This is a genomic window from Romboutsia sp., assembly GCF_035470145.1.
GTDB lineage: Bacteria > Bacillota > Clostridia > Peptostreptococcales > Peptostreptococcaceae > Romboutsia_D.
Genome location: NZ_DATIRC010000168.1, coordinates 19,149 through 42,876, shown reverse-complemented (window position 1 = coordinate 42,876; position 23,728 = coordinate 19,149). Strand labels below are relative to the sequence as shown.

The window sequence follows — 23,728 nt, the reverse complement described above, 5'->3', positions numbered from 1 at the left end:
TTTGAAAAAATATCACAAATAATAATGTACTTACTAGGAATACTAACTATATTATAAAAAATTAGTATTAAGGGAGTGTATATTATGAAAAAAGTACTTATTGTTGGAGCTGGAATTGGAGGGCTTTGTACAGCAATAAGATTGTTAAAAAAAGGGTATAATGTAACTATATTAGAAAAAGAGAAAGCTATAGGCGGTAAGGTTAATATAAAAATTAGAGAAGGCGCTCGGTTTGATTTAACAGCATCTATATTAATGACTCCTCAAATATATACTGAAATTTTTGATACAGTAGGAAAAGACTATAGAGATTATTTTGAACTAGTAAAAGTAGATCCAGTATATAGAGTAAATTATAGTAATGGAGATAGATATGATTTTCATAGTGATTTAATTAAAATGGTAAGAAGGTTAGAACATATGCAAGAAGGCTTATCTGTTGAGTACTTAAGTTTTTTATCTAAGTCATTAGAAAAATATTTACATAGCAAAAAATATTTTCTAAATGAACCAATGACAAATATAAATAATGTGACAAATATTAGAACTTTAAAAAAGTTGATAGATATAAGGCCATTTACAACGGTTAATAATTACTTACAAAACACGATAAACAATAAACAACTAATAGAGTATATGATATTTCAGTCTATGTATATAGGTATAAACCCATACACTAATTCTAATTTATATACTTTAATACCTGCTATATCACACATTTATGGTCTGTGGTATATAAAAGGAGGATTTTATAAATACATAGAAGCTTTAGAAAAAATAATTTTAGAATTAGGTGGAAAGATAGAAATCGAAAATAATGTGGAAAAAATATTAGTAAATAATAATAATATTGTAGGGGTTAAATCCAATAAAGGAATTTATAAGTCTGATATAGTAGTATGTAATGCTGATTATCCATATGCTATAAATAACTTGATAAAAAAAACAAAAAATGCGAAGCCTAAAAAAATAAAAAAAGAAGATTATTCTTGTTCTGTATTTATTATGTACTTAGGCCTTAATAAAAAATATAATGATTTACAAGTACATAATATTTATATAGGAGAAGATTTTAAAAATAATATAGAAAGTCCATTTAAAGGTAAAATACCAGAAAATCCATCATTATATTTATACTATCCAAGCAAAATAGATGAATCAATATCAGGGGAATTTAAAAGTATTTTAAATGTAGTGGTAAGAGTGCCTAATTTACAATATAAAAATATAAAATGGAATAAACTTAATATACGTAAACTTAGAAATAATATTGTAAAACAATTAAAAAATATAACAGGATTAGAAGATATAGAAAGAAATATATTATATGAATCTTATTTAACTCCGATACAATTAAAGTATAAATTTAATTCATATAATGGAACAGCATTTGGACTAAGTCATAAATTAAATCAGACTATCTATTTTAGACCTCATATACAAGATAAAGACATAGAAGGCTTGTACTTTATAGGTTCATCTACACATCCTGGTAATGGTGTATCTGTAATAATTGAGGGTAGTAAAATTATATCAGATATAATATGTGAAAAGTATTAAGATGATATAATTTAAAAATACAGACTATAATTTAGATATAGATAAGCGTAGATATAAAAAGCATGGATATACTACTAATACATCCATGCTTTTTATATGATAATATATAAAATTAAATACACCCAATATAGTCAATTATCTTATTTTATCTTTATCCCATATAAATAGCTTTTCGGAGTTATTCAAAGCTCCAAATATATTTTTTTTAACTCCAGGCATATCTTTATTTAATTTAGTTATAAGTTCTTTAATATCTTGTCGTTTTGTATGACCATTAGCAGGACATGGGTTTTGTATAACAGGATAGTTAAATTCTTTAGTAATCTTTTTAGTCATATATTCTTCTATATAAACCATTGGTCTTATAATCGTTAAGTCTTGTTTAGTCAAATAAGTTTTAGGAGAAAAACAATTAACTCTACCTTCATAAAGCATTGACATTAAGAATGTTTCAATAGCATCATCTTTATGATGTCCTAAAGCTACCTTATTGCATCCTAGTTTTCTTGCATTATCATTTAGTGCACCACGTCTTAAATTGGCACATAAAGAACAAGGATTTTTTTCTTTTCTTATATCGAATACTATTTCTTTTATATTTGTTTGAATCTCGTAAAAAGGAACATCTAATTCTTCACAAAATTTGTATAAAGGAGAATTATCTACTCCTCCAGGATTTAGTGTTATTGCTATTAATTCAAATTTTTCAGGTGAAAATTTTTGATAGCTTTTGAGAATATGGAGTAAAGTTAAACTATCTTTACCACCAGAAAGACCAACGGCTATCTTATCATTTTCTTGTATCATATCGAAATCTTGTATAGCTTGACGAGCTTTACTAAGAAGTTTTTGCATAGGCATAATTATGTCCTCCATTAAAATAATACTATATTAATAAGTATTTATGTTTTTTAGTTATTTAAAACTATCTTGTAAAAATAACTAAAATATTATAACAAACTAACTAGTACTAAACAATAATAACATTATAAATGTTTTATGTGAAACTATGGCGAAATATGTAATTGAATATATTTATAGAGAAAAGATGCTATATATGTTTATTTTGCTATCTTGAATCATAATATTATCATGTAAATAAAATTAAAACAAAGGAGGAATTAAAATGCAAAAAGTAGAAAGTTTTAAATTGGATCATACAAAGGTTAAATCACCATATGTAAGAAAATGCTGTGTATTAGATGGAGTAAATGGAGATAAGGTAACTAAGTTTGATTTAAGATTTTTACAACCTAATGCTGAAACTTTTGGGACAGCTGCAATGCACGGATTAGAGCATTTATTAGCTACTTATTTAAGAGAAACATTAGATAATATAATAGACTTATCTCCAATGGGATGTAGAACAGGATTTTATTTAATATTATGGGGAGATGTAAAACCCCAAGTAGTTAAAGAAGGTTTAGAAAAAGCATTAAAGATGGTATTAGAAGCTAATGAAATGCCAGCGGCTACAGCTATAGAATGTGGAAACTACAAAGACTTATCCTTATTTGGAGCTAAAGAATATGCTAGAGAAGCTTTAGAAAAAGGATTTGCTCTTAATATATATGGAGAATAATTAATATGGCGCTTAACTTTGCTAATCTAATTGATATAAATAAAAATGAAGTTTTAAGATATTTAGAGTACAAAGACCAAGACATCAGTGACAATCTTAAAAATACTATTAATGAATGTATTGAAATAACTAAAGATAAGATAAATCCTCGATATGTTTTGAGGGTTTATCCTATATCAAGAGAAAATAAAAGCTTAAATAGGAATGAAGTATATATAAAAGGAAGTAATTTTAAGTTGAAGAGTAAAGATTTATATACCTTACTACATAGTTGCAATGAATGTATTATTATGAGCGCTACATTAGGAATAGAGATTGAGAAAGAAATAAGGAAATATTCATATTTAGAGTTAACAAAAAGTATAATAATAGATGCTTGTGCGACTACGGCAATAGAAGAAGTATGTGATTTAATACAAAGTGAAATAGAAAAAGATTTAAATAAACAAGGTAAATACATAACTATGAGATATAGTCCAGGTTATGGAGACTTATCAATAGAGTCGAACAAAGAAATCATAAACCTTTTAAATTTACATAAAGAAATAGGACTAACGATAACTGATAGTAAAATTATGATTCCTAGAAAATCAGTAGTGGCAATAATCGGTATAACATCAAATCAAGTAAATCAATCCCAAAAGTTATGTTCAAACTGTTCAAATTATAAAACTTGTAAATATAAAAAAGGGGATGAAACAAATGAATGTAATGGAATATATAAAAAATAATATATTAATATTTGATGGTGCAATGGGGACTATGCTTCAGCAAAAAGGTTTAAACTTGGGTGAAAATCCTGAGATATTTGGATTGGAAAATCCAAGTAAGCTTATGGAAATACATAAAGCGTATTTAGATGCAGGTTCTAATGTAGTTACTACAAATACTTTTGGAGCTAACGAATTAAAATTAGATAAGCTAGGATATACAGTTGAAGAAGTGGTAGGGAATGCTGTTAATATGGCTAAGCTTGCAATAGAGAATGCTGATAAATCTAAACCTAGATATATAGCATTAGATATGGGGCCAATAGGGGAAATGCTAGAACCTATGGGTACTTTGAGTTTTGACAAGGCTTATGAAATATTTAAAAGACAAGCTATACAAGGCGAAAAGTCTGGTGCACATATTATAATAATAGAGACTATGATGGATTTGTATGAAGCCAAAGCAGCTGTTTTAGCAGCAAAAGAAAACACAAACTTACCTGTATTTTGTACAATGACATTTGATGAAAATGGAAGAAGTTTTACTGGGTGTATGCCAGAGTGTATGGTTGCAACAATTGAAGGCTTAGGAGTAGATGCTATTGGAGTAAATTGCTCATTAGGTCCTAAACAACTTTTACCGATAGTTGAAAAGATAGCTAATATAGCTACTATGCCTGTTATAGTTCAAGCTAATGCAGGGTTACCTAATATAGTAGATGGTCAGTCCATATATGATGTTGATGCAGATGAATTTTATGAGGGTGTAAAAAAATTCATAACAGTAGGAACATCTATAATAGGAGGGTGTTGTGGTACAAATCCATCTTTTATAAGTAAAATATCACAAAACTTACATAATCTTAAAATGGTTAATATAGAAAAGAAAAATAGTTGTGTGGTTTGCTCACCATCCAAATATATAGAAATAAAATCACCAACAGTGATAGGAGAGAGATTAAATCCAACAGGAAGAAAGCTTTTAAAAGAAGCTCTTAAAAATGGTAATTTTGATTACATAATAAATTTAGGATTAGAACAAATTAGCGGAGGAGCTGAGATTTTAAATGTTAATGTTGGTTTGCCCGATATAGATGAAGCTAAAATGATGCCTAAGGTTTTAAAGGAAATACAGTCAGTTATAGATGTTCCACTACAAGTGGATTCATCAAATATAAAAGCTTTAGAACAAGGTCTTAGATATTATAATGGTAAAACTATAGCTAATTCTGTAAATGGAAAAGAAGAATCATTAAATAGTATATTACCAATAGTAAAAAAATATGGAGCTTGTGTAGTAGGTCTTACTTTAGACGAAAATGGGATACCTAATACAGCACAAGGAAGGTTTGAAATTGCAAAGAAAATAGTAGATAGAGCTATTTCTTATGGTATAAAGAAGGAATATATATTTATAGATTGTCTGTCGCTAACAGTATCATCACAACAAGAAGAAGCCGTACAAACTCTAAAATGTATAGAGATGGTTAAAGAAAAATTAGGAGTAAAAACTATACTAGGGGTGTCTAATATATCTTTTGGAGTTCCAAATAGGAAAGCTTTAAATAATGTATTTTTAACTCTAGCATTAGAATATGGATTAGATTTACCTATAATAAATCCTAATGAAGATAGCATTATGAAAGCTATAAACTCTTTTAAAGTTATAAAAAATATAGACAAAAACTGTGTTGATTATATAAATAAATATAGTGGAATTATAAATAATAAAAATACTGGAAAAACTAAAGAATGTAACATAGAGCTATCATTAGATAAAATAGTTGAAAGAGGATTGAAAGAAGAAGTAAAATATGCCACATTAAATCTTCTAAATAAACATACAGAAAACAAAATTTTAAATGAAATATTAATACCTGCATTAGATAAAGTGGGAAGCAGATATGATAGTGGAGAAATATTTTTACCTCAATTGATTCAATCAGCAGAAACGGTTAAAGTAGCATTAAATGTAATAAAAGAAAGTTTGATGAAAAAAAACAATAGAGTAGTATCTAAAGGGAAAATAATAATAGCTACTGTAAAAGGTGATATTCACGATATCGGAAAGAACATAGTTAAGATAATGCTTGAAAACTATGGATATGAGGTAGTGGATTTAGGTAAAGATGTACCTATTGAGTTAGTGGTTAAAGAAGCTAAAAGAAGAAATATAAAATTAATAGGTCTGAGTGCATTAATGACAACAACAGTAATTAGCATGAAAGAAACAATAGAGGCATTAAGAAATGCTAATATAGATGTAAAAGTATTTGTGGGTGGAGCAGTTCTTACAGAAGAATACGCACAAAATATAGGCGCAGATTTTTATTCTAAAGATGCAAAATCTGCAGTAGAAATAGCTAAATTAAACTTTAAATAAAAACAAGAATTATTTTGTGTATTGTTTTTATACCAATAAAATAAAAAAAATTCTCTTAAAATGGTAAAATCAATATAAAAAAGATAGATTTATTACAAAATATAGCAAAAAATAACAAAATTTTTGTAAAAATATGTATAAATGACATTAAAACATAAAATATATAGAAAAAAAGTATAAGAATGTGATAAAATAGGTAGGTGATTCTTAGGGAGGGTAGACAACGATGATTGAAAAAAGACAGCCTTATGCATTAGTTTTCGGAGTATCAGTTTTTGATATCTGCGGATTTACAGATAGAAATTATAGATGTAATGACTCTAATCCTGGTAAAATAAAGACTTCTTTTGGAGGCGTTTGTAGAAATATAGCAGAATGTATGGCGAGAGTAGGCGTTAATACACAGTTTATATCTATTTTAGGTGATGATGAAGCTGGAAATAGAATGATTGAACACTCTAAAATGATGAAATATGATATGAGCGAATCTTTAATTATTGAAGGTGGCCATACACCTACATACATGGCTATTTTAGACGAACAAGGTGAAATGGTATCAGCTATAGTAGATATGAAAATAATAGATATGTTTACTACAGAATTTATAGATTCAAAATCAGATATAATAAAAAAAGCAGAGTATATGATACTAGATTCAGATAGACCGGATATAGTAGAGTATATAATAAAGACATTTAGTGGACAGACTAAATTTATACTAGATCCAGTGTCTGCAGCAAAAGCAAAGAATGTAAAACATTTAATACAACATTTCCATACAATAAAGCCAAATAGATATGAAGCAGAAATAATGTGTGGATTTAAAATACACAATGATGAAGATTTAAGAAAAGCAGGACAATACTTTATAGAATTAGGGATACAAAATGTATTTATAACATTAGATGAAGATGGTATATACTATAACAATGGAACAGAAGAAGGTAAGATAAAAGCTAACGATGTTAAAGTCGTTAATGTTACTGGTGCAGGAGATTCTTTTGTTGCAGGTATTGCTAAGGGATATATGAATAATGTAAATATGGTTGATACTGTAAAATATGCAATAGCTATGTCGTCTATAACTATAGCTACAGAAGAAACTATACATCCAGATATGAGTAATGATTTAGTAGAGAAATATGTGGGTAATATAAAGTGGACTGAATTAAATTATAATAAATAAAAATTTACTATATCAAAAAAATTATATATAATTAAGTTATAGATTAATCTGTAATACATGAGATTAATTAATATAAAAAACATTTGTCGTCAACATATAAAAAGACTAATAGGAATTAAAAAACCTATTAGTCTTTTTATGTATTTAAAATAAAAATATAAAATATGTATATTAATTTTATTTATGTCCATAATCAAAATATAGGAGATATTTACTCCCCCTAAATAATAAATATCTCTTAATCTCCCCCAATAAGCATCTATAACGAAAAATAGATGCTTTTTTTATTACTAATGTTATAAAACATAAAAAAATATAAGATAAATAGTAAACTATTTATCTTATATTTAAAATTTAAAAAGAAGTAGAAACTTCAATTTAAGCTTACTATATTAAAAAGCCCAGTTTCCATCTTTAAATATTTGTATTTCCTTTCCATCATGAGTTTCTCCAACTATATTCATATCACTAGAACCAATCATAAAGTCAACATGAGTTAAACTTTCATTTATTCCATGTTTATCTAACTCTTCATCTTTAATAGTATCACTATTTTTGATGCATGTTTTGTATGCAGAACCAAGAGCAAAGTGACAAGATGCATTTTCATCATATAAAGTATTGAAGAATACTATATTAGTATCTGATATAGGTGATTTAAAAGGTACTAAAGCAACCTCTCCTAAGTAATGAGAACCTTCATCTGTATCTATAAGTTTACCTAAAGTTTCAGCACCTTTTTCAGCTGTAAAATCTATTATTTTTCCGTCTTTAAAAGTTAAAGAGAAATTATCTATAACATTACCACCATAAACAAGTGGTTTAGTACTATGAACAACACCATTAACTTTAAATTTATGAGGCATAGAGAAAACTTCTTCAGTTGGAATATTTGGATTGAAATCTATTCCATTAGGGTCTTGAGAAGCTCCACTTAACCATACATGACCTTCAGGTAAATCCATAGTAATATCAGTTTTTGATGATTTAAATTTTAAAGTCTTAAAGTTTTTATCATTTAAGAAGTTCATTCTTAGCTTTAAATCTTCATTATGATTTTTCCAAGCTTCTATTGGGTCTTGTTCATCTACTCTTGAACATTTGAATATTGCATCCCATAGTTTATCAACAGCTTCTTTTGAAGATACATCAGGGAAAACTTTCTTAGCCCAAGATTCAGTTGGAACAGATACTATGCTCCATTTACACTTATCAGATAAAGTATAAGATCTCCATTCTTTTAAAGCCATAGCAGAAGCTTTTTGGAAATTAGCTACTTTTTGAGGGTCCACATCTTTTAATAAATCCGGATTTTGAGCATAAACAGTCAAGAATGCCCCTCCCTCTTTTGCTATGTCTACATACTGTTCAGCTATCCATTTTGGGAATTCGTTAAATGTTTCTTCTGGAGCATTTAAATACTTTAATAAGGTACTTTCTTCATCTGACCATTCTATATGTACGTTTTTAGCACCAGATTTGTAAGCATGTACTAAAACTTTTCTTACAAAAGGAGCACACTCTATTGGTGACCTAACAAGTAAAGTTTGGCCAGGTTGAATGTTAACCCCAACTTTAACTGATAGTTCAGCATATTTGTCTAAATTTATTTCAAGTTCCATAAATACAACCTCCTAAAATTAATTATTTTTTAATTCTAATTATATTTTAATACATAAATCATTTAAAAATACAAAAAAAATAAAAATGTTAGATAAATTTTCCAATATAAATAATATATTTTTATTGGAAAAGTGTACAAAAAATCTAAAAAAAACTTATAATATAATATAGTATATAGATTTATTAAACTATTAGTAAATATATTATTTTTAGATATAAATCAAGTTAATAAATTTCAGATATAAACTAGCATAATTAGAAACGGTTAATTATATTAGTAAAGAGAATTTTTTATATACAGACGTAATTGATTAGGAGGACGTGAATGGAGTTATATGATGCTATTTTTTATAGAAGAACTATAAGAAATTACTCTAATAAAAATATAAATGCACCTTTGATGGAAGAAGTAAAAAAAATATGTAATGATATAACTTATCTAAATGAAGATTTAAGAATTAAGGCTCATGTTGTGGAAAGGGGACATTTAATTCACTTATTGATGGGGAAAAAGTGTAAAATAAAAGCACCTCATTATATAGTAGTAACATCAAACAAGGGTGAAGATTACTTACAAAATATTGGGTTTGCAATTGAAAAGGTAGTGTTACAGTTAACTACTTTAGGATTGGGAACGTGTTGGTTAGATTGTAGCTTAAAAAGAGAAGATATTATGGAGTTTATAGACCTGGATGATATAGAAACAGATGATGTTAATTTAAATGATTTTGAAGATTCATGTGAAAATGAGAATACAAAAAACAATAAAGAGGATGATATTGAAAATCCATATATCATAATAGCTTTTGGATATGCTCAGGAACAAGAAAAATTATTTAAAGCTATAAAAGTTGATCAAGATAGAAAGAGTATAAAACATATATCCAAGAAAATGGATAGAAAATGGATAAAGGTGCTAAATGCAGTGAGGGTAGCGCCATCTATAAAAAACTGCCAACCTTGGATGTTCTATTATTCTAAAGATGGAATTCATATATATGAAGAAAAACAAAAAAAATCGTTAGAAAATATGACCCATATAAGTATGGGCATTGCATTAAGACATTTTGATATGGCTTGTGAAAAATATAATATATCTGTGACGTATAATAAAATTGATAAAAAAAGAAAAATAGGAAAAAAATATTACATAAGTATATTAGAAGAATATTAAATTATATTAAAATAGAAATTATATAATTTAATATAAACAGTCAAAAGAATAGTTGACATGAAAGCTAATAAATGTAATAATTGTATACAAGATAAAGCTTTAAAATATCCCAGAGAGGATATGAAGCGATTAAATTGAAAATAAAATTCCTTGAAAGTAGTCCAGAGAGGCTAAAAAGGTTAAGTATAAAATGACTATTTAAATTTATATTTATAACCTCTAGCTGGATTAGTTAGAGGTTTTTTATATTAATAAAAAAATAAAAAAATAAAATAATAAAGTCTTTTAAACTAGTCCAGAGAGGCTGGGAAAGATATCTCATAGCTAAAGTATAAACTATAAAAGTTATGCATAGATAAAATCCTTATACCTCTATTGGTGTAAGGATTTTTTTAAAATCATATTTAAATAAATATGGATAGTTAGGGCTTTATTAAAAAGGAGAGTTCAAGATGATAAATGGAAAAGAAAAATTAATAGTTGCAATTGACACTAATGAATTTGATAAAGCTAAAGAATTGATAGATAAGTTAGAAGATAGCGTAGACATATTTAAAGTTGGTTTAGAACAATATGTATCAACTAGGGGAAAAACAATAGATTACTTAAAAGAAAAAGGAAAGAAAATATTCTTAGATCTTAAGTTTCACGATATACCAAACACTATGGAAAGTGCTGTAAGAGCAGCGGTAAGAGATAATGTATGGTTAATGACAATACATGTATCTGATATGGAAGGTATGAGAAGATGTGCTTTAGTTGCTAAGGAAGAAGCAAAAAGATTAAACATAGAAAAGCCATTAGTAGTAGGGGTTACAGTTCTAACATCATTAAGTAATCAAGATTTACAAGATATAGGATGTAACATGACTACAGAGGAATTAGCTATAAAAAGAGCCAAATTAGCGAAAGAATCAGGAATAGACGGAGTTGTTTGTTCAGCTCAAGAAGTTCATAAAATAGTAGAAGTATGTGGGAATGACTTCATAACTGTATGTCCAGGAATAAGACCAGCTACAGCAGAGGTGGGAGACCAAAAGAGAGTTGTTACTCCAGCAGATGCGATAAATAGAGGAGCGCACTACTTAGTAGTTGGCAGACCTATAACTCAAGCTGAAAATCCAAGCGAATCAGCAACTAGCATAGTAAATGAAATAGAAAATGCTTAGGAGGTAAGATAAATGAAGGGGAAATTAATATTGCAAGACGGAACAATATTTGAAGGAAAAGCCTTTGGATATCTAAATGACAGTATAGGTGAAGTGGTATTCAATACTTCTATGATAGGATATGGGGAAGTACTAACGGATCCTTCATATTATGGACAGATAGTAACAATGACTTACCCTCTTATAGGGAATTATGGAATAAATTTAGAAGATGTAGAATCAACAGGAGTTCATGTAAAAGGATTTATAGTAAGGGAAAAGAGTGATAATCCAAATAATTTTAGATGTGAAATGGATTTAGACACATATTTAAAACAAAATAAAGTTATAGGACTTGAAGGTATAGATACAAGAGCCTTAACTAAAATATTAAGAAATAATGGAACTATGAAAGGTATAATAACTTTAGAAAATGCTTCATTAGAAGATGTTCAAGCTAAATTAGATAGTTTCTCAAATACAACAGCTGTAAAAACAGTAACTAGAAAAAAAGTAGAACATATAAGTGGAGGGGGACCTAAGGTAGCTGTTATGGACTTTGGGGTTAAGCAAAATATCTTAAGATCATTTGCCAATCGTGGATGTGATATAACTGTATTCCCTGCAACAACTAAATCAGAAGAATTATTAGCAATAAACCCAGATTTGATATTCTTATCTAACGGACCTGGAGATCCAGAAGATTTGGAAGATGTCATAGAAAATATAAAAGAATTAGTTGGTAAAAAGCCTATAGTTGGAATTTGTTTAGGGCATCAACTTTTAGCCTTAACACTAGGTGGAAAAACATCTAAGTTAAAATTCGGACATAGAGGTGGAAATCACCCAGTTAAGGATTTAGAACAAAACAAAGTTTTCATAACGTCTCAAAATCATGGATACTATGTTTCTCAAATGCCAGAGAACATGGAAGTAACTCATATAAACTTAAATGATAATACTGTAGAAGGAATGAGACATACTCAATTACCTATATATAGTGTGCAATATCATCCAGAAGCTTGTCCAGGACCAAAAGACAATGATTATATATTCGACAAGTTTTTAGAATTAGTATAAATCATAAATTGTTTAGATAAGGAGAAAAAATCATGCCTAAAATAGATAGTATAAAAAAGACGTTAGTATTAGGTTCAGGACCTATAATAATAGGGCAAGCAGCGGAGTTTGATTACTCAGGAACACAAGCATGCCAAGCTTTAAAAGAAGAAGGAATAGAAGTTGTATTAATAAATAGTAATCCAGCTACAATTATGACTGATAGAGAAGTAGCGGATAAAATATATATAGAGCCATTAACAATAGAATTTATAGAAAAAATAATAGAAAAAGAAAGACCAGATAGCTTACTTGCAGGAATGGGTGGACAAACAGGACTTAACTTAGCAGTTGAATTACATGATGCTGGTATATTAGAAAAGTACAATGTAAAAATTATAGGTACTTCTATAGAATCTATAAAAAAAGGTGAAGATAGAGATACTTTCAGAGACGTAATGAGAGCAATAAATCAGCCAGTTATAGTTAGTGATATAGTAACGAGTTTAGAAGGTGGACTACAATTTGCACAAGAAATAGGATATCCAGTAGTTGTTAGACCAGCATACACATTAGGTGGAACTGGTGGAGGTATAGCTGAAACAGTAGAGGAATTAACAGAAATACTTACTCAAGGTTTACAACTAAGTCCAGTTAAGCAAGTATTATTAGAAAAAAGTATAAAAGGTTGGAAAGAAATAGAATATGAAGTAATGAGAGATGGTAACGGAAACTGTATAACTGTATGTAATATGGAAAATATAGATCCAGTTGGAGTACATACAGGAGATAGTATAGTTGTAGCGCCTAGCCAAACTTTAAGTGATAAAGAATATCAAATGCTTAGAAAAGCATCTATAGACATAATAAATGCAATAGAAGTTAAGGGTGGATGTAACGTACAGATAGCATTAAATCCGCATAGCTTAGAATATGCAATAATAGAAATAAATCCAAGAGTTAGTAGATCATCAGCACTAGCTTCAAAGGCTACTGGGTATCCAATAGCAAAAGTTGCAGCTAAAATAGCTTTAGGATATACATTAGATGAAATACAAAACGCAGTTACAAAGAAAACTTATGCGTGTTTTGAACCTACATTAGATTATGTAGTAGTTAAAATACCAAAGTGGCCATTTGATAAGTTTAAGCAAGCTAATAGAAAATTAGGAACAAAGATGATGGCAACTGGAGAAATAATGAGTATAGGAAGTAACTTTGAAGCAGCTATACTTAAAGGAATAAGATCTCTTGAAATAGGAAAATACTCTTTAGTTCATGCACCATCAGAAGAAAAGAGTATAGAAGATTTAAAGAAGAGTATAGTAGTTCCTGATGATGAAAGATTATTTGACTTAGCTGAAATGATAAGAAGAGGCTACAAATTAGAAATGATAGAACAAATCACTGGAGTAGATAAGTGGTTTATAAATAAATTTAAGTGGATAGTAGAACAAGAAGAGAAATTAAAGGAAATGAAGATAGAAGACTTAAATAAAGAATATCTATTACAATTAAAGAAAAAAGGATTCTCTGATAAAGGTATAGCTGATTTAATGAAGATAAGTCCAGAGAGATTATGTGAGTTAAGAAAGTTATACAACATACAACCATCTTACAAAATGGTCGATACTTGTGGAGGAGAGTTTGATGCATTATCTCCATACTACTACTCTACATATGAACAATATGATGAAGTTGAAGTGAGCGATAAGAAAAAGGTGATTGTTTTAGGTTCTGGACCTATAAGAATAGGTCAAGGTATAGAATTCGATTACTGTTCAGTGCACTGTGTAAAATCGTTAAGAAACATGGGAATAGAAACTATAATAGTTAACAATAACCCAGAAACAGTAAGTACAGACTTTGATACATCTGATAAACTATACTTCGAGCCATTAACGGAAGAAGAAGTATTAAATATAATAGAAAAGGAAAATCCGGATGGAGTTATACTTCAATTTGGTGGTCAAACAGCTATAAAATTAGCTAAGTTCTTAGATGAAAAGAAAATAAAAATATTAGGAACTGATTTTGCGGATATAGATGCTGCAGAAGACAGAGAGAAGTTTGAAGAATTACTAGAAAAATTAGATATAAACAGACCAAAAGGAAAAGCTATATGGTCAGTTGAAGAAGGTATAAAAGAAGCTAAAAAATTAGGTTATCCAGTGCTAGTTAGACCATCTTATGTACTTGGTGGGCAAGGTATGGAAATAACTTATGATGAAAATAAATTAGCTAGATATTTAGAAAGTGCTTTCCAAAGAGATAGTAAAAATCCAGTACTTATAGATAAGTACTTAGTAGGTAGAGAAATAGAAGTAGATGCTATATGTGATGGTAAAGATATATTAATACCTGGAATAATGGAACACTTAGAAAGAGCAGGAGTTCACTCTGGGGACAGTATAACGATGTACCCAAGTCAAAATATAAGTGATGAAATAAAGGCTAATATATTAGACTACACGAAAAAAATTGCATTAGAATTAAACGTACTTGGAATGGTTAATATACAATTTATAGAATTCCAAAATGAATTATATATAATAGAAGTTAATCCAAGAGCAAGTAGAACAGTACCGTATATAAGTAAGGTAAGTAATGTGCCTATAGTAGACTTAGCAACTAGATGTATGTTAGGTGAGAAGTTAGTAGATTTAGGATACGGAACAGGTGTATATAAAGAACCTAAATTAATATCAGTAAAGGTACCAGTATTCTCTATGTCTAAGTTAGCTAGAGTAGATGTAAGCTTAGGGCCTGAAATGAAATCTACTGGAGAAGTATTAGGCGTAGGTGAAAACCTAGAAGAAGCATTATACAAAGGATTTATAGCGGCAGGTAAAACTATGTCTGATAAAAAAGGTGTAGTATTAGCTACTATAAATAACTATGATAAAGAAGAGTTTATGGAAATAGCAAAGGATATGAAAGAATTAGGATATACTTTCGTAGCCACAGAAGGAACAGCGAGTTCTTTAAGAGAAAATGGAATAGAAGCTGCTATAGTTAATAGGGTAGAAGAAGCTAGACCTAATATATTAGATGCTATAAGAAACAAAGAAGTTGATATAGTAATAAATACTCCTACTAAAGGAAATGACTCTACAAGAGATGGATTTAAGATAAGAAGAACTGCAACAGAATTTTCAACAGAAGTAATGACATCATTAGATACATTAAAAGCTTTAGTAGACGTTAAGAAAAAACAGATAAAAAATGCTGGGTTAGAAGTTTATAATATAGCTAAATAATAAAAATGAAAAATGATAAATTCACTATAACGTGAATTTATCATTTTTGATTACAATAATAAGTTTATTATAAAAAATTGATTTACTTGATTTATATAAATCAATTCTAGAAGATAAGCAACTTATTATCTATACACCCTATATTTTCGTCTATAAAAATAATTAACATTTTGAGCAATACAATAAAAACGAGGGTTTATATAAGGTGCAAATTTATCAAATAAAATTTTAAATTTAGGGACTCCAAAGTTTTTAGGTGCTATTTCGCCTAATTCAAAATATATAACTATACCATCATCAGTTAAATAAAATGCTTGGTCATCAGAAATATCGATAGAAAAATTTTCATAATACCAATTTTTATTTTGATTAATTTTATAATTTACATAGTCAGTAATAACTTTGATATAATCTACACCTTGATTGAAAATATCTTTAAGATAAACTTTATTTCCTGTAAGTAAATCGAAATTATAGTTATTTATTTGGTTATATAGGGGGTCGTGATCTCCATCAAAACCCATTAGATTTAATGTTGTGCTTAAAATATGGTTTTTATTAAATGTAACTGCATAATCTGAGAAAACTTTATAATTTTTTTTAGAAAGATTATTTTTAGAAGCTAAATCGTTAAAATCTTTTTCTTCTTCAAGTAATCCATCTTTAAATGTATAAACATCAGTTTTAATTGTAGAATTTATATTGTTAAGTACATTTGAATCAACATGAAAATAAGTATTTTCAAAGTTATAGAAAGTAGGATATTCTAAACTATATGAAAAATAATTCTCTCTATCCATATCTTCATTAAATTTCACATAAAGTAAGTTATATATACAAGTATCAGGTTTTTTAGAACTTATCATTTTAAATTCACCCCTTATTAAAAAAATCAATCACAATATAATATGCTATATATATAAAATAGTTAATAATAAAATAGTGCTATTTCTTTTGGGAAAAAGAAAATAGCACTATTTTATTATATTAATATTAGACTACTGGAGGTATGTAAGCTCTTTGAGCTAGTTCTTGGTCTAACATAAAAAGTCCAGCAGGATTTTCATTTAATAATCTTAATTTTTTTACTATTTTACTCATAGATTCTTCTTCTTCAGATTGTTCATCAACAAACCAATTTAAGAAAGATGCTGTAGTATAATCTTTGTCTTCTAAGGCTAAATCTAACAACTCATGAATTGACTTTGTAATATATTTTTCATGGTCTAATGCTAATTCAAATACTTCTAGAGGACTACTGAAATCTACCCTAGGTTGATCTAAAGCTTCTAGTATAACTTTTCCTTCAGATTTATTTACATAATTAAAAAATTTATAAGCATGGTCTCTTTCCTCTTTAGCTTGAACATTAAAGAAATTTGAAAAACCATCTAGGTCATGCTCTGAAAAATATGCTTCCATAGATATATATAAGTACTCTGAAAAAAATTCTTTCTGAATTTGACTGTTTAAAGCCTGTAAAACTTTTTTACTTGCCATAAATAGACCTCCTAATAAATGAAATTAAACTTTATTAATATAATACTATTCCAAATAATTTATAATAAGAATATAAAGTGCTTAAAATACCGAAAATATAAAGTAAGAATATGGTATAATACATAAATTGAGATTAATAAATTTAGGAGGAAGTTAATGTTATTACTAGCAGATAAATGGAAAGACTATGAACTTATAGATATGGGTAATGGAGAAAAATTAGAACGTTGGGGAGATGTGGTACTTAGAAGACCGGATCCTCAAGTAATGTGGCCAATACAAAATGAAAGTGGATTATGGAAAAATCCACATGGGCATTACCACAGAAGTAGTAGAGGCGGAGGTCAGTGGGAACATAAGAAAAAATACCCAGAAAAATGGATTATAAGTTATAAAGATTTAAAGTTTAATATAAGCCCTACTGGATTTAAACATACTGGATTATTCCCAGAACAAGCGGCTAACTGGGATTGGTCAATGGATAAAATAAAAAATGCTAATAGACCTATAAAGGTATTAAATTTATTTGCATATACAGGTGGAGCTACTGTAGCATGTGCAGCAGCAGGTGCAGAGGTTTGTCATGTAGATGCATCTAAAGGTATGGTAACTTGGGCTAAAGAAAATTTACATACATCAGGACTACAGGACAGAAAGGTAAGGTTTATAGTTGATGATGTTGTTAAGTTTGTTGAAAGAGAAATAAGAAGAGGAAATAAATATGATGCTATAATAATGGATCCACCTTCTTATGGAAGAGGTCCAAAAGGTGAAGTTTGGCAAATAGAAGAAAAATTATTTGACTTAGTTAACTTATGTACTAAGGTATTATCTGATCAGCCATTATTCTTCTTAATAAACTCATATACTACTGGATTATCTCCAATAATTTTAGAACATATATTAGATGCTACGGTTGAAAAGAAATCAAAAGGTGGAAAAATATATGGTGGAGAAATAGGGATACCTACTTCTAGAGATGGGAAAGTTCTTCCTTGTGGTATATTTGGAAGATGGGAGTCTAAGTAATGATAAAGGTTATATATGAAGATAACCATTTATTAGTTGTAGAAAAACCGGTAAATATTTTATCTCAAGGTGATGACACTAATGATAAAGACATGGTTAATTTTTTAAAGCAATATGTAAAAGAAAAATACAATAAACCAGGAAATGTATATATAGGTTTGGTACACAGATTAGATAGACCTGTAGGAGGTGCTATGGTGTTTGCAAAAACATCTAAAGCTGCATCTAGGTTGTCTGAGCAAGTAAGAAATAAGACTTTTAAAAAGACGTATAGAGCTGTTATACATGGAACAATGAACAAAGAAAAAGATACTTTAAAAGATTACCTTTATAAAAATAAAAAAACTAATATGGTAACTGTAGTTAGAAAAGATCATAAGGAAGCAAAAAATGCAGAACTAAGCTATGAAACTTTAGGTAAAAAAGATAGATTTAGCCTTGTTGAGATAGATTTAAAAACAGGAAGATCTCATCAAATTAGAGTTCAATTTGCAAATAGAAATCACCCACTATTTGGAGACCAAAGATATGGACAAGATGTAAATAAAGTTGGTCAGCAAATATCTCTATGGTCTCATAAAATAGAAATAGAGCATCCAACTACTAAAGAAAAAATGGAATTTGTATGTGAACCTCCACAAGAATATCCATGGGATTTATTTAAAAAATAATAAAGAGGAAGTAATATGGATAAATATACAGGATTTTATATAGAAAAACCTACAGGTAATAATATTTTCTCATATGAAGATAGAAGCAATAAGAAAATATATGTACCTAAGCTAATAGAAGGAACTTTAGAAGATGTTTTTGTTGGTGATAAAGTAGTATTCAATGAAATAGATGAAGAACTTGAAATAAAAGCTAAAGGTTTAAAAAATATGATTAAGTATCCTTATGAAGATAAAGATGTTTACATATTTGATAATCACAATCATGCCTTTTATTTCTGGATAAAAAGTTTAAATCAAAAACACTTTAGTAAGGGATGTAAATTGGTTCATGTAGATCAACATAAAGACACTAGAGAACCTGAAAATTATAATGTAGATATAGAAGATATTGATGATGTATTTAGATATACAAATGAAGTTCTAAATGTAGGAAGTTTTATAAAACCAGCAATAAAACATAATATATTTTCTGAACTAATTATAATAGATAGTTCCTATGGATTTGATTTAAATATAGAAGGCGAGTATGTACTAGATATAGATTTAGATATATTCTCTAAAGATATGAACTATATTCCGTACAATATAAAAATATCTAAGATACAAGAGCTTATAAAAGGAGCAAAAGTTATTACTATAGCAAGTAGCCCATTTTTTATAGATCAAGAGTATGCCATAAAAGTATTAAAAGAATTATTTAATTATGATATAATGTAAGAGTTAATTTAAGAAATTGTGGTATAATATAGAGTTGAAAAAATTAAATTAAAATACAATCAATTTATACTATAAGTAAAAATGATATATTTAGGAGGAAAAAGTATGAGTTTATATACTGAATGGAGAAATTTAAGTGATAATCATGAAAGTCAAGAATCAGAAGTGAAATTCTGGGAAGAGTACTTAAAAGTAGAAGCTGGGATATACAATGAGCTTTTAAACAAGAAGATGGAAATTATAGAAGGAAAAGTTAGCGACTTAGCAGCTAGTCACAATGCTTCAGTTGAATACTTCATGGGATTCATAGATGGAATAAGTGAAAGTTTAAAGGAAGATATAACTTTAGAAACTATAGAAGCGGACAGTACAATAAAGTTAGACATAGACTGGGAAAAATTATATTACAACATGGTAGCTGTAGAAGCTCACTGGTTATATAATTTACAAGGATGGAATGATATATTACCAGAAGCACAAAGAAAAGAAATACAAAAAGCATACAAAAATTCTAAGACAGTAGTTAAAGAAGAAAAAATTGGAAGAAATGATGCTTGTATATGTGGAAGTGGAAAGAAATACAAGAAGTGTTGTGGAAAGTAAGGTAACTTTATGTTTATTTTAAGATTTATGAATGATGAAGAGGATCTATCTGTGAAAGAATTTACTTCTTTAACAAGTGTGAAAGAATATATAAATCAGAATAATCTAGAAAAAACATGGCACCAAATCGAAGAAGTCAAAAAAGTAATACCTAACTTAAAGGAAGACTAAAAAGAGATTGTCTCTAAGTGATTTATAAAATCATTAGTGAGACAATCTTTTTTATATACTAAGGTATTATGACTTATCTGGTTTGTGGATAAATTGTAATGCCAAGTGCTAAGTTTGAGAATATAGGTCGTTGGCGATATGAAATGGTTCGCCGACATGTCGCTCAAGCGAATCGAATTTTTTATTACTTATTGCTGATGTTAGCTAAATCTTTAGATATTTGAGCAGCAATTTTAGCGTTATTATAAACTAACTCTAAGTTAGAGTCTAAACTCTTACCAGCAGTTAGAGTTTTAACTTTATCTAACAAGAAAGGAGTAACTTTTTTTCCAGTTATATTGTTTTCATCAGCTTCTCTTAAAGCTATTTCTATAGCATTAGTTATAGCATCGTAATTCATTTCAAATTCTGTTGGTATTGGATTGCCTATAACCATTCCGCCTTTTAAATTTAAATCCCACTTAGCTTTTAAAGCTTGCGCAACTTCCATAGAAGAGTCTACTCTGTAGTCAACACCAAATCCACTTTTTCTAGTATAGAATGCAGGGAATTCATCTGTGCAAAATCCTATTACAGGAACTCCGTTAGTTTCTAAGTATTCTAATGTTAAACCTATATCTAATATAGATTTTGCTCCAGCACAAACTACACAAACATCAGAATTAGCTAATTCTTGCAAGTCAGCAGATATATCGAAAGTTTTCTGAGCACCTCTATGAACTCCGCCTATACCACCTGTAGCAAATACCTTAATACCAGCTAAGCTAGCTAATATCATAGTAGTAGCAACTGTAGTAGCTCCATTTAAATTTTTAGATATTAAGAAAGGTAAGTCTCTTCTACTAGCTTTAACAATATCTTTACTTGTTCCTAAGAACTCTATTTCATCTTCAGTAAGACCGACTTTTAATATACCGTTTATTATAGCTATAGTAGCTGGTACAGCTCCGTTTTTTCTTATTATATCACTTACATTTTTAGCCATTTCTATATTTATTGGGTAAGGCATTCCGTGAGATATTATAGTTGATTCTAAAGCAACTACTGGTTCTCCTGCTTCTATGGCCTTTTTAACCTCTGGATGTACTTGTAAATATTTTTCTAACATAGAATCATCTCCTTAAGTATTTTCTCGACATTGTCTACAGACATATTAGGATTAATTGTACTCTCATGAGACAGTGCTATTATAGATGTAGCCATAGCAAATTTAGCAGAATAATCAATGTCAAAGTTATTTAAATGACTATATACAAGACCTGCAGTGAATGCATCTTCTGCACCTGTGGAACTAATAATATTAACTTTCATGCTATCAATTTTTATATTAGTTTCTTTAGTAGAACAGAATACACCATCTTTTCCAAGTGTTATAAATAGCTTTTTAACACCTTGTTTTAATAAGTATTTAGAGCATAGCTCTAAATCATTTATACTATTTATTTTTATTCCAGATAAAGCTTCTGCTTCATACTTGTTTAATTTAATAGTATTAAATCTTCCTATTATGTCTTTTATCTTCATACATTTTGTTGTTGAGACTGTATCAATAATAATGGGAATATTTAAATATGTTAAAGTTATATAATCTATCACTTCTTTAGATAAATTAGTATCTATAACGATAGCTAATGAATCATTAATGTATTGATGTTTTGAATTAATATACGATATATCTATTTTATCTAGTATATCCATATGAGAGATAGCAGCTTGCATATCATTAGAATCATTAAGTATTGAAACATACATTGAAGTAGGTACTTCATTTGAAACATAACAATCATCAACATCTATTCCATAAATTTTACACTCTGATAATATTTGATTACCGTATAAATCATTTCCAACGGCAGAAATAAGTTTTGTATTTATGCCTAATCTACATATATTGTCGGCTATATTTCTGCCAACACCACCTAAAGATATGTTAACCTTACCAGGATTAGAGTCAAACATAACTATAGATTTATTAGGAATACCTTGTATATCAATGTTAGCTCCTCCTATAACAGTTACATAATTACTCTTGTTTAAAATATATCCTTTACCCTTTATATATCCTTTTTTCATAAGGTTAGTTATATGTACTGCAATAGAAGAGCGAGTTATACATAGCTTACTAGCTAATTCTTGTTGAGAAATCATAGGATTTTCTCTTAAAATATCTAAAATTTCTTTTTCTCTATCAGTCATACTTATCACCTTTATATAGATATTTGCTTATCAGAATAAACATTTGATTAGAAAAATATTAACATTATGTTACTAATTTTTCAACAAAAAAATGTTTTATATTCTTAAGGAACAAAAAAAAATATCAAACATAGTATAAATTAAGATAAAAGTTATTAGGGAGGACAACTATGAAGATAGGAGATATAGTAGCAAGAAAATCATATAACAAAGATATTGTATTTAAAATTGCAGGGTTCAGCATAGATGAAAATAACCAAAAATTAGCAATATTGAAAGGTATTGCATTTAGAATAATAGCAGATGCATACTTAGATGATTTAGAGATTGTAAAACTTCCAAACATAAAAGAAGTTCTATTAGATAAAAATGTAGAAAGCTTATTATATCAATCAATGAGAAATGCAAAAGAAAGGCAACAAAATATGAATAGAGCAGCACCTAAATTACAAGCAAATACTAATGTTTATGGTATGCCAGGAAAGGTGTTGCAAATAGATGGTGATAAAGAATATTTAAAAATATGTTTAGATGTATATACAGAATTAGGAATTCCAGCCATAGGGGTTGCTATATCAGAAGCAAATCAGTATAAAGAAGTGCGAGCTTTGTTAGAGAAGCATAACCCAGACATACTTGTAATAACGGGCCATGATGCTTTAACTTCTAGAAAAGGAAATGTAACAGACTTAAATAATTATAAAAATTCAATGAATTTTATAAAGGCAGTAAAACAAGCACGTAAATGGCAACCTAATTTAGATAGTTTAGTGATATTTGCAGGTGCATGTCAATCTAATTATGAACAAATAATAAAAGCAGGTGCAAATTATGCAAGCTCACCAGGAAGAATAATGATACATGCACTAGATCCTGTTTTTGTTGTAGAAAAAATAGCTTGTTCAAGAATCGATACAATAGTACCTATAGATGAGGTTATAGAACAGACAGTTACTGGTATGAAGGGGGTAGGAGGATCAGAGACAAGAGGTAAATTTAGATGGGCAATGCCTAAATCAATTTTGTATTAACTAAGCTTAGCTAAATTATACTGTATATTCTAAAAAATACTATTGACTTTTGTATTGAAAATATATAAAATAATTAGTTTGACAAAAAAAAATATATATGATATTATGTAAACATACAAACG

At 28.4% G+C, this 23,728-nt stretch carries 21 protein-coding genes; 15 read left to right on the top strand and 6 right to left on the bottom strand.

What is annotated here, in order from left to right; translation table 11 throughout:
* Positions 1 to 84 precede the first annotated feature (84 nt).
* The gene (locus VLM92_RS06900) at positions 85 to 1,560 is read left to right on the top strand and encodes a phytoene desaturase family protein (protein WP_325275611.1); all 1,476 of its coding nucleotides are present in this window, start codon (positions 85 to 87) and stop codon (positions 1,558 to 1,560) included.
* Between the two features lie 135 nt (positions 1,561 to 1,695).
* Here VLM92_RS06900 and VLM92_RS06895 read toward each other — a convergent pair whose 3' ends face one another.
* Positions 1,696 to 2,421 (bottom strand): tRNA 2-thiocytidine biosynthesis TtcA family protein, encoded by a 726-nt coding sequence (locus tag VLM92_RS06895; RefSeq protein ID WP_331681706.1) that lies wholly within the window; start codon positions 2,419 to 2,421, stop codon positions 1,696 to 1,698.
* A 265-nt stretch (positions 2,422 to 2,686) separates the two neighbouring features.
* On the opposite strand from VLM92_RS06895, the gene VLM92_RS06890 reads away from it, so the two are divergent.
* From VLM92_RS06890 to VLM92_RS06875, 4 genes are all read left to right on the top strand, one after another.
* A complete protein-coding gene (locus VLM92_RS06890) occupies positions 2,687 to 3,142 on the top strand; it encodes an S-ribosylhomocysteine lyase (RefSeq protein ID WP_325275610.1) in 456 nt (151 codons plus the stop codon).
* Positions 3,143 to 3,147: 5 nt separating this feature from the next.
* Positions 3,148 to 3,873, top strand: a complete 726-nt coding sequence (locus VLM92_RS06885) for a vitamin B12 dependent-methionine synthase activation domain-containing protein (RefSeq protein ID WP_325275609.1) — start codon at positions 3,148 to 3,150, stop codon at positions 3,871 to 3,873.
* A complete protein-coding gene (locus VLM92_RS06880) occupies positions 3,845 to 6,235 on the top strand; it encodes a homocysteine S-methyltransferase family protein (RefSeq protein ID WP_325275608.1) in 2,391 nt (796 codons plus the stop codon). Before VLM92_RS06885 ends, VLM92_RS06880 begins: the two co-directional genes overlap by 29 nt.
* Before the next feature lie 226 nt (positions 6,236 to 6,461).
* Positions 6,462 to 7,421: a carbohydrate kinase family protein gene (locus VLM92_RS06875; protein WP_325275607.1), complete on the top strand. Its 960-nt coding sequence runs from the start codon at positions 6,462 to 6,464 to the stop codon at positions 7,419 to 7,421.
* Between the two features lie 392 nt (positions 7,422 to 7,813).
* On the opposite strand, the gene VLM92_RS06870 is transcribed toward VLM92_RS06875, so the two are convergent.
* The gene (locus tag VLM92_RS06870) at positions 7,814 to 9,043 is read right to left on the bottom strand and encodes an aminopeptidase (RefSeq protein ID WP_325275606.1); all 1,230 of its coding nucleotides are present in this window, start codon (positions 9,041 to 9,043) and stop codon (positions 7,814 to 7,816) included.
* Positions 9,044 to 9,369: 326 nt separating this feature from the next.
* Here VLM92_RS06870 and VLM92_RS06865 point away from each other — a divergent pair, with 326 nt between their 5' ends.
* The 4 genes from VLM92_RS06865 to carB all read left to right on the top strand — a co-directional run bounded on the left by VLM92_RS06865 (position 9,370) and on the right by carB (position 15,685).
* Entirely contained in the window at positions 9,370 to 10,218 is an 849-nt protein-coding gene (locus tag VLM92_RS06865) for a nitroreductase family protein (RefSeq protein ID WP_325275605.1), read from the top strand.
* A 452-nt stretch (positions 10,219 to 10,670) separates the two neighbouring features.
* Positions 10,671 to 11,387, top strand: coding sequence for an orotidine-5'-phosphate decarboxylase (gene pyrF, locus VLM92_RS06860; protein ID WP_325275604.1), 717 nt, complete (start codon positions 10,671 to 10,673; stop codon positions 11,385 to 11,387).
* Between the two features lie 12 nt (positions 11,388 to 11,399).
* Positions 11,400 to 12,446: a carbamoyl phosphate synthase small subunit gene (locus VLM92_RS06855; RefSeq protein ID WP_325275603.1), complete on the top strand. Its 1,047-nt coding sequence runs from the start codon at positions 11,400 to 11,402 to the stop codon at positions 12,444 to 12,446.
* 32 nt (positions 12,447 to 12,478) lie between these two features.
* Positions 12,479 to 15,685 carry a carbamoyl-phosphate synthase large subunit gene (gene carB / locus VLM92_RS06850; protein WP_325275602.1) on the top strand — a complete coding sequence of 1,069 codons (3,207 nt, stop codon included), beginning with the start codon at positions 12,479 to 12,481 and terminating at the stop codon, positions 15,683 to 15,685.
* 125 nt (positions 15,686 to 15,810) lie between these two features.
* Here the strand turns inward: carB and VLM92_RS06845 are convergent, their stop codons facing one another.
* Positions 15,811 to 16,551 (bottom strand): DUF3298 and DUF4163 domain-containing protein, encoded by a 741-nt coding sequence (locus tag VLM92_RS06845; RefSeq protein WP_325275601.1) that lies wholly within the window; start codon positions 16,549 to 16,551, stop codon positions 15,811 to 15,813.
* 127 nt (positions 16,552 to 16,678) lie between these two features.
* A complete protein-coding gene (locus VLM92_RS06840; RefSeq protein WP_325275600.1) occupies positions 16,679 to 17,185 on the bottom strand; it encodes a ferritin in 507 nt (168 codons plus the stop codon).
* A 156-nt stretch (positions 17,186 to 17,341) separates the two neighbouring features.
* On the opposite strand from VLM92_RS06840, the gene VLM92_RS06835 reads away from it, so the two are divergent.
* The 5 genes from VLM92_RS06835 (at position 17,342) to VLM92_RS06815 (ending at position 20,379) form a co-directional block, all read left to right on the top strand.
* Positions 17,342 to 18,214 (top strand): class I SAM-dependent methyltransferase, encoded by an 873-nt coding sequence (locus VLM92_RS06835; protein ID WP_325275599.1) that lies wholly within the window; start codon positions 17,342 to 17,344, stop codon positions 18,212 to 18,214.
* Positions 18,214 to 18,885, top strand: a complete 672-nt coding sequence (locus VLM92_RS06830; protein WP_325275598.1) for an RluA family pseudouridine synthase — start codon at positions 18,214 to 18,216, stop codon at positions 18,883 to 18,885. Before VLM92_RS06835 ends, VLM92_RS06830 begins: the two co-directional genes overlap by 1 nt.
* A 15-nt stretch (positions 18,886 to 18,900) precedes the next feature.
* Positions 18,901 to 19,605, top strand: coding sequence for a UPF0489 family protein (locus tag VLM92_RS06825; protein WP_325275597.1), 705 nt, complete (start codon positions 18,901 to 18,903; stop codon positions 19,603 to 19,605).
* A 105-nt stretch (positions 19,606 to 19,710) separates the two neighbouring features.
* On the top strand, positions 19,711 to 20,208 hold the full coding sequence (locus VLM92_RS06820; protein WP_325275596.1) for an SEC-C metal-binding domain-containing protein: 498 nt from the start codon (positions 19,711 to 19,713) through the stop codon (positions 20,206 to 20,208).
* Between the two features lie 27 nt (positions 20,209 to 20,235).
* Positions 20,236 to 20,379, top strand: a complete 144-nt coding sequence (locus VLM92_RS06815) for a hypothetical protein (RefSeq protein ID WP_325275595.1) — start codon at positions 20,236 to 20,238, stop codon at positions 20,377 to 20,379.
* Positions 20,380 to 20,563: 184 nt separating this feature from the next.
* On the opposite strand, the gene VLM92_RS06810 is transcribed toward VLM92_RS06815, so the two are convergent.
* On the bottom strand, positions 20,564 to 21,487 hold the full coding sequence (locus VLM92_RS06810) for a pseudouridine-5'-phosphate glycosidase (RefSeq protein WP_325275594.1): 924 nt from the start codon (positions 21,485 to 21,487) through the stop codon (positions 20,564 to 20,566).
* Positions 21,481 to 22,575, bottom strand: a complete 1,095-nt coding sequence (locus VLM92_RS06805; protein WP_325275593.1) for a PfkB family carbohydrate kinase — start codon at positions 22,573 to 22,575, stop codon at positions 21,481 to 21,483. The genes VLM92_RS06810 and VLM92_RS06805 overlap by 7 nt, the downstream gene beginning before the upstream one ends.
* A 170-nt stretch (positions 22,576 to 22,745) precedes the next feature.
* On the opposite strand from VLM92_RS06805, the gene yabG reads away from it, so the two are divergent.
* Positions 22,746 to 23,606 (top strand): sporulation peptidase YabG, encoded by an 861-nt coding sequence (yabG, locus tag VLM92_RS06800; protein ID WP_325275592.1) that lies wholly within the window; start codon positions 22,746 to 22,748, stop codon positions 23,604 to 23,606.
* The last annotated feature ends 122 nt before the right edge of the window (positions 23,607 to 23,728 follow it).

Bases quoted from the DNA above. Each gene is read 5' to 3' on its own strand.
- pyrF (WP_325275604.1), top strand. From the start codon at position 10,671: ATGATAAATGGAAAAGAAAAATTAATAGTTGCAATTGACACTAATGAA.
- VLM92_RS06820 (WP_325275596.1), top strand. From the start codon at position 19,711: ATGAGTTTATATACTGAATGGAGAAATTTAAGTGATAATCATGAAAGT.
- VLM92_RS06880 (WP_325275608.1), top strand. From the start codon at position 3,845: ATGAATGTAATGGAATATATAAAAAATAATATATTAATATTTGATGGT.
- VLM92_RS06875 (WP_325275607.1), top strand. From the start codon at position 6,462: ATGATTGAAAAAAGACAGCCTTATGCATTAGTTTTCGGAGTATCAGTT.
- VLM92_RS06865 (WP_325275605.1), top strand. From the start codon at position 9,370: ATGGAGTTATATGATGCTATTTTTTATAGAAGAACTATAAGAAATTAC.
- yabG (WP_325275592.1), top strand. From the start codon at position 22,746: ATGAAGATAGGAGATATAGTAGCAAGAAAATCATATAACAAAGATATT.
- VLM92_RS06895 (WP_331681706.1), bottom strand. From the start codon at position 2,421: ATGCCTATGCAAAAACTTCTTAGTAAAGCTCGTCAAGCTATACAAGAT.
- VLM92_RS06890 (WP_325275610.1), top strand. From the start codon at position 2,687: ATGCAAAAAGTAGAAAGTTTTAAATTGGATCATACAAAGGTTAAATCA.
- VLM92_RS06885 (WP_325275609.1), top strand. From the start codon at position 3,148: ATGGCGCTTAACTTTGCTAATCTAATTGATATAAATAAAAATGAAGTT.
- VLM92_RS06815 (WP_325275595.1), top strand. From the start codon at position 20,236: ATGAATGATGAAGAGGATCTATCTGTGAAAGAATTTACTTCTTTAACA.
- VLM92_RS06855 (WP_325275603.1), top strand. From the start codon at position 11,400: ATGAAGGGGAAATTAATATTGCAAGACGGAACAATATTTGAAGGAAAA.
- VLM92_RS06845 (WP_325275601.1), bottom strand. From the start codon at position 16,551: ATGATAAGTTCTAAAAAACCTGATACTTGTATATATAACTTACTTTAT.
- VLM92_RS06835 (WP_325275599.1), top strand. From the start codon at position 17,342: ATGTTATTACTAGCAGATAAATGGAAAGACTATGAACTTATAGATATG.
- VLM92_RS06805 (WP_325275593.1), bottom strand. From the start codon at position 22,575: ATGACTGATAGAGAAAAAGAAATTTTAGATATTTTAAGAGAAAATCCT.
- VLM92_RS06900 (WP_325275611.1), top strand. From the start codon at position 85: ATGAAAAAAGTACTTATTGTTGGAGCTGGAATTGGAGGGCTTTGTACA.
- VLM92_RS06810 (WP_325275594.1), bottom strand. From the start codon at position 21,487: ATGTTAGAAAAATATTTACAAGTACATCCAGAGGTTAAAAAGGCCATA.
- VLM92_RS06825 (WP_325275597.1), top strand. From the start codon at position 18,901: ATGGATAAATATACAGGATTTTATATAGAAAAACCTACAGGTAATAAT.
- VLM92_RS06870 (WP_325275606.1), bottom strand. From the start codon at position 9,043: ATGGAACTTGAAATAAATTTAGACAAATATGCTGAACTATCAGTTAAA.
- VLM92_RS06830 (WP_325275598.1), top strand. From the start codon at position 18,214: ATGATAAAGGTTATATATGAAGATAACCATTTATTAGTTGTAGAAAAA.
- carB (WP_325275602.1), top strand. From the start codon at position 12,479: ATGCCTAAAATAGATAGTATAAAAAAGACGTTAGTATTAGGTTCAGGA.
- VLM92_RS06840 (WP_325275600.1), bottom strand. From the start codon at position 17,185: ATGGCAAGTAAAAAAGTTTTACAGGCTTTAAACAGTCAAATTCAGAAA.